This window comes from Psychrobacter immobilis, assembly GCF_904846285.1.
GTDB classification, from domain to species: Bacteria; Pseudomonadota; Gammaproteobacteria; order Pseudomonadales; family Moraxellaceae; genus Psychrobacter; species Psychrobacter immobilis_D.
Genome location: NZ_CAJHAD010000005.1, coordinates 155247 through 161753, shown reverse-complemented (window position 1 = coordinate 161753; position 6507 = coordinate 155247). Strand labels below are relative to the sequence as shown.

Here is a 6507-nt window from a genome sequence, read left to right as displayed (position 1 = left end):
GTCCGATGGTACCGACGTTGACGTGTGGCTTGCTGCGTTCAAACTTGGCCTTTGCCATGGGTATTTCCTCTTTTTTTGATGAATCTTTAACAATCAAAGATCGGTAAATAGCTGTTTGACGGCTCATGATGCATAAAAACCATCAAACCGTTGACGCTATGGTTTTACTACTAAAGCTTATTTATTAACAAGGATTGATAGCGGTAATGTTGATAGCGGTAATAACGCCTACAACTTTATATAGAGACATTATACTTGCTTTTCAATCTCTTGCACATTGCCGCGTATTATAACGCACATTGGCAAGCTACTTTATTTTCAAACTTCTTATTAATAACTGAGTTTATTAATAAACTGACAGCACTAAAAGGCAACACCTCAGTGTCACCCTTAAATCATTATCTGCCACACTCTATTTATAATTTTCAATATTCTATAATTTCGATAAAACACTTGAATAATAAATGGAGCTCATATTGAGAATTGAACTCAAGACCTCTCCCTTACCAAGGGAGTGCTCTACCGCTGAGCTATATGAGCATATTCTAGCCAACCACTGGGTTGCACTAAAAAAAATATCACGATACAGCAATAATAACTGACTGTCGTGATGATTGATAGTTGCTGCGATGGTGCATATATGGAGCGGGTGGCGGGAATCGAACCCGCGTCATTAGCTTGGAAGGCTAAGGTGTTACCATTATACCACACCCGCATTTACTCTTATGCTGTTTGACTCTAATAGCGAGTCGTTAAAGATATAGAGTATGCTTGGCGCTAGGACAAACTTTGAAAAAAATATGGTGGTGGGAGAAGGATTCGAACCTTCGAAGCTTTCGCGACAGATTTACAGTCTGTTGGGTTTGACCGCTCCCCAATCCCACCTAGATTGCTTGATATAAAATCACTTTGATTTAAAGCAAGTTCATAAAAAGCGACTTTGAAAGAGATGGTGCCGACTGCCGGGATCGAACTGGCGACCTACTGATTACAAGTCAGTTGCTCTACCAACTGAGCTAAGTCGGCTTGTTCTCTCAAAGTGGTGGCTATTCTATCAAATATTTTGACAGATGCAAGCTATTTTTTGGTTTTTTTAGCATTATTTTCATAATAACCGTCAAACACTTGATTACGTTACTGTTTTTTCTAGCATTAAATCGCACTTTTTATCTTAATTAATATTATCAGCTAATCAGCAAGCTAACTAGCTTACCGCTATCTTCTCTACTACTGATTATTTTTACTACCTAAATCAATAATAAAACCTTTTAATTAACTTTATATTTTATGACTTCTAACAAATGATTCATAAAGTTAATCTATAAACGGACAATTTATGCAGTAAATTGGCAAACTGCCAGTGATAATTTAATAACCTTTAGAAGTTAAATAAATAGTATTCAGCTGACAGATGCCTTTCTTAAGGAATTTTATAAGCGATTGGTGGCACTAAAGCAATTATACGACGCCCATATTAAATAACCATAATGCTAGGCCAATAATTAAAACTGCCACAAATACCCATATAAACCAACTGCCGCTGGGCTTTTTCTCAATCTGTCCCGCATTAGCAGGGTTATCAATGGCTTGATCCATGGCATTATTACCCGTTGTGCCAAGGTCGCGAGGTTGTCCCAAATTGGCAGTACCTGAAAACTGCCCAGTAGCAGCTTGCTTGGCACGTAACACATCTGGGTCTGCTTCTTCTTGTAGGGCCGTTTTGGTGGTTTTATCATGCATATCAGCGTCTGCTTCTTCTGATGCTTGACGAGCTGCAGGCTGTGTTGGTTCTGGTTCCTGTACAATAGAGGCGCTCGTTGGAGCTGGTGCTTCTTTAGGCGTCACTACTGTGTGCTCAGTTGACTCAGTGATAACGGGATTCGCTTCAGTCAATGTCGCTGACAAGACTTCATTAATTCCTGTTTCTTTAACGACTGGCTTGTCTGATGTATTTGCAGTTTGCACAACTGCTGCGCTAGGGGTAGCTTCTAGATTGTCCTCAATAGGCAATATCTCTTCGATAACATTTTTTTTAACGACCGGCTCCGCTTCAACAATAGGCGCTATTTCAGTATCAGGACTCAACATCAAAGTTGGTTTATCTGCAACTACTTCCTCATTATCCATAGCAGCCACTGGCGCGCTTACCTGAAAGCTAAAGCTTGCAAAACCTAGCGTATCATTAGCAGCAAGGTTTGTAGATTTATTGGCCTCAATACGCTGGTCGTTGATAAAGGTACCGTTTGATGATTCTAAGTCCTTAACGTACAGCTTACCGTTTAATACGCTCAGCACCGCATGATTGCGTGATACCTGCTTGCTGCCGAGCACCACATCATTATCGCTACCGCGTCCCACAGACAGGCTATCACTGACTGTCAATGTCAGAGCACCCAAGGCTTCGGTTAAGGCATTTAGATGCCATGCTGCGCCATCTGTGGCTACTGGTGTATTGGCATTTTCTGTATGGTTCGTCATACTATCACTCCTTATTTTTATTAAATGTTCAATGGCTGTCTTTACTTAACCACTTTCTTTAAATGGCTATTTTTTAAATAATAAGTTCAATATTAGCTAAAATTTATTGTTTGCATTATTTAGGTATAAAGCGCGGTTTTATAATACCGCCAAGTTTCTCGTAAGGAATGCTCAGCACCGGCATACCATATGCGTAGGGACTAATAGAGTAATGCTGGTAACGAATATCAACCCCTTTATCGGTCAAAGTCACATTATCACTTAAAGTAAACGGCCAGTTCTTCTCATAATTTTTGACGTCGTTATCGACCGTTTTCACCCACTTTTTATAAGCATCATAAGCTAAGGCTTTAAAGCGAGGTTTTTTATTGGGCTGCAGCATATCCGCTAATTGGATTTGTTTTTTGCTCTGCTGGTCAAATATCAGATATTCACTATATGGCATGCCGTGAGCGCCACCCGTAAAGACATAGGAGTTTATCTCAAACATCTCGAAATCATTCACATGACCCAAATATTCCGGCGTAACCATTAAGCTATAGACGAAAACACTGTCTTGCGGCAAATCAGAAAATTGCGAGTTAACAAAACCGTCGATAGCAGCTTTAACTTCTGCTGAGCTACTTTTCTTAGTGATGGACGCGGATTCAGTTGGTTTACTATTAACGACCAAATGATTGATACGCGCATTGGTCAGCGTATTTATCCAAGCATGGTTGGTATTAAGATATTTTACTTTAATCTCTGGACAATTATCACGCGCCGCGCATTTTTCTTCTATTTTTTTTGGCAGCTCATACTCTAAATACTCAGTATGGCTAATGAGGCTCCCAGCGTGCGCTGATAGGCTTAATGCACCAAGCAGCAATCCACTGCTTAACACAGTTATTAAACGCCCCCAGCCGCTCTCAGATGGGAATGGTTGAGAGAGTTGCGAATGATTACTATAAACTTGAGTTGCAGATTTCATATAGCCTCTTTAACGTACAAATAAGGTTTATTGATATTCTACCGTAACCATTCTGTAGTATTGTAGCTACACTGTTTGTGTTTTTAAGTACTTAATGCTGATGCTAAAGCTGATGTTTAGTTGCAACTGAAATCTCTTATAATAAAAAAGACACGATAGCGTGTCTTTTCAAGGTAAGCAGGAAGATTAAAAAACTGATTTTAATGCTCGCGTGTATTACTAAAGCTCACTTCTGGATAGCGGTCTTGCATCAACTGCAAATTTACCCGTGATGGTGCTAAATAGGTCAAATAGCCGCCGCCATCTATCGATAATTGGTCATGTGCTTTTTTCTTAAACTTCGCCAATGCCACTTCATCATCGCAATGAATCCAGCGTACAGTGGCGATAGATACTGGCTCAAAGATACATTGCACTTTGTACTCTTCTTTTAGACGATGCGCGACCACTTCAAACTGTAGGACACCGACCGCGCCCAAGATTAAATCGTTATTAATCTGCGGCATAAAGACCTGTGTTGCGCCCTCTTCACTTAACTGCTGCAAACCTTTTTGTAGCGCTTTCGATTTAAGCGGATCTTTTAGAATGACACGGCGGAACAGTTCAGGAGCAAAATGCGGAATACCCGTAAAATTCAGCTCCTCGCCTTCGGTAAAGCTGTCACCGATAGAAATCGTTCCGTGGTTGTGCAAACCAATGATATCACCCGGATAGGCTTCTTCTAGCGTTTCACGGTCACCGGCAAGGAAAGTCAGCGCATCCGCAATACGCACGTCTTTACCCAAACGCACATGCTTCATCTTCATGCCTTTCTCATATTTACCTGAGCAAACACGTAAGAAAGCAATACGGTCACGGTGACGCGGGTCCATATTGGCCTGAATCTTAAACACAAAGCCGCTAAATTCGGTTTCGGTTGCTGCCACTTCGCGCTCATTGGTCGGGTGCGATTTTGGCGGCGGCGCATATTTGATGAGAGTATCAAGTACCATATTGACGCCAAAGTTACCCAGCGCCGTACCGAACAATACTGGTGTCATCTCGCCCGCTAAGAACGCTTCAACACTAAACTCTTCAAGCGCCATTTGTACCAGCTCAAGTGACTCCTCAAAAGAATCAAACATCAGCTTGCCCAAACGCTCACGAATATCAGGATAATCATAGCCTTCGCGCGTCTCAGCGACCGTCATGTCACCGCCGTGACCTTTTTCATATAGATAAGTCTTGTTTTCGGTTAAATGATAGACGCCAACAAAATCTTGCCCCATACCGATAGGCCAAGTGACCGGAATACATTTAATTTTTAATACGGCTTCGATTTCACTGAGTAGCTCAAGCGGTTCACGAATCTGGCGGTCAAGCTTATTGACGAATGAGATGATGGGCGTATCGCGCATCCGGCAAACTTCCATCAATTTGATGGTACGTTCTTCGACACCTTTTGCGCCATCGACCATCATCAGCGCACTGTCTACAGCGGTCAAAGTACGATAGGTATCTTCACTAAAGTCGGCGTGACCCGGTGTATCTAGCAGGTTAACCATATGTTCTTTATAAGGGAACTGCATGACCGAGGTGGTGATAGAAATACCACGCTCTTGTTCCATACTCATCCAATCAGACGTCGCATGGCGGTCGGTTTTGCGCCCTTTAACTTCACCTACCACCTGAATCGCTTGCCCCCATAATAGGAGTTTTTCGGTCATGGTGGTCTTACCCGCATCGGGATGCGAGATAATGGCGAAGGTGCGGCGCTTGGCGACTTCTTTACTTAATTTCTTTGGATCTACGCTCATAATTTCGGCTTCAACGGTTGTGTGATTTAGAAATCAATCTAAATAAATAGGATAAATAATGGGCGTATTGTAGCGGATTTAGCGTCTGGTTGCAGAATTAGCGCATAAAAAAACACTCTCTGAAAGCTAAGTAGAGAGTGTTGATATTTTTAAACTTTAGATATTTTTAAACTTTAGATGGTTTTATATTCAATAATAGCGCTTGATTTCTCTTTCTAAAAAGTCAGCCGCGACATCATTGACTATCGTGCAATCGACCACACCGCGAAAGCTGTTAGTATTTGGATTGCTGCTACCTTTGGCCACATAAACGGCTTCATAAATATCTTTACTATATTCCACACCATTATACTGATAAGCCGGTTGGTTTTTATATTCAAAAAACATCACTTGCGCCGCTTTTTGCTTGTTATTTATGCCGACGCCAAAGTTTGAGGTACTATAATCTCTATTATCATTAAAACGCGCTTCGGCTGCTTCAACCCACTTATCAAGCGTGGTATATCCGGTTTTGTCTTTTTCATTAAACGCTAAAAAAGCGCGCTCGCTGGTGACGACTGGAATATAACAAACTGAGCCTGTTGGAAATTCTAGGGTGGCTGGAATGTTAGGATAATTGTTTAAGCCAGTAATGATGCCGCGACTGCTGTTTACCGTATTACCTGCATTATAGCTATCCGACTTCAAACCTGATAAATCCAAGGTTTTATAAGTGGTTTCATAGTTAAACTTGTTATTGGTGTTTTTTTCATAGATTGGGCGCTTAACGGTGCGACCATTAACTTCAATATTTTTATGTTCCAGTCGTCCTTCAAATTTATCCGCCAATACTGTTTTATCCAAGGTGTTCAAACTCTGATTGCTATAACTATTGACAAGATTTCTGCTCTGAATCTCATACTTGCCAGTACGGTAGGTTTCATCAATACGTGCAATGGCAGTAGCACTAGCTTGGCTGTCATAGCTATTAGCAAAGCTCGTCAGCGTTATATTATTACTACCGCCTGAGCCAAAGAATACGTCCTCTTCTTCGCAGCCGACGAGCGCAAAAGCCATTAAAGAAACCATACTCGGTATCACAATTAGTTTATCCAGCCAGCCATTCATTAAACAGTATCCTTATTAGGTGTCCTTATGATTAAGTGTCTTTATGGTTAGGCTTCTTTATCACCCATCCTGAAGATTTTAGTCTAAGACTATTTATTATTATTTTACATTAATACAGTCGTTATTTATACACTAAAGTCCTGTTGCTGTCGCTAC

Annotated in this window: 4 protein-coding genes and 4 tRNA genes; all 8 read right to left on the bottom strand. The window is 41.2% G+C overall.

Annotated features, from left to right (window positions below):
* Window positions 1-465: 465 nt before the first annotated feature.
* The 8 genes from JMX13_RS05170 to JMX13_RS05135 all read right to left on the bottom strand — a co-directional run bounded on the left by JMX13_RS05170 (window position 466) and on the right by JMX13_RS05135 (window position 6351).
* A tRNA-Thr gene (locus JMX13_RS05170) sits at window positions 466-540 on the bottom strand.
* Window positions 541-641: 101 nt separating this feature from the next.
* Window positions 642-715, bottom strand: a tRNA-Gly gene (locus JMX13_RS05165).
* An 86-nt stretch (window positions 716-801) separates the two neighbouring features.
* Window positions 802-885, bottom strand: a tRNA-Tyr gene (locus JMX13_RS05160).
* Between the two features lie 65 nt (window positions 886-950).
* Window positions 951-1026, bottom strand: a tRNA-Thr gene (locus tag JMX13_RS05155).
* Between the two features lie 432 nt (window positions 1027-1458).
* Entirely contained in the window at window positions 1459-2478 is a 1020-nt protein-coding gene (locus JMX13_RS05150; RefSeq protein WP_201610405.1) for an FHA domain-containing protein, read from the bottom strand.
* Window positions 2479-2593: 115 nt separating this feature from the next.
* Window positions 2594-3448 (bottom strand): RsiV family protein, encoded by an 855-nt coding sequence (locus JMX13_RS05145; RefSeq protein ID WP_201610396.1) that lies wholly within the window; start codon window positions 3446-3448, stop codon window positions 2594-2596.
* Window positions 3449-3648: 200 nt separating this feature from the next.
* Window positions 3649-5244 (bottom strand): peptide chain release factor 3, encoded by a 1596-nt coding sequence (locus JMX13_RS05140; RefSeq protein ID WP_201610394.1) that lies wholly within the window; start codon window positions 5242-5244, stop codon window positions 3649-3651.
* A gap of 189 nt (window positions 5245-5433) precedes the next feature.
* Complete coding sequence (locus JMX13_RS05135) at window positions 5434-6351, bottom strand: hypothetical protein (protein WP_201610386.1); 918 nt, start codon at window positions 6349-6351, stop codon at window positions 5434-5436.
* Between the last annotated feature and the right edge of the window lie 156 nt (window positions 6352-6507).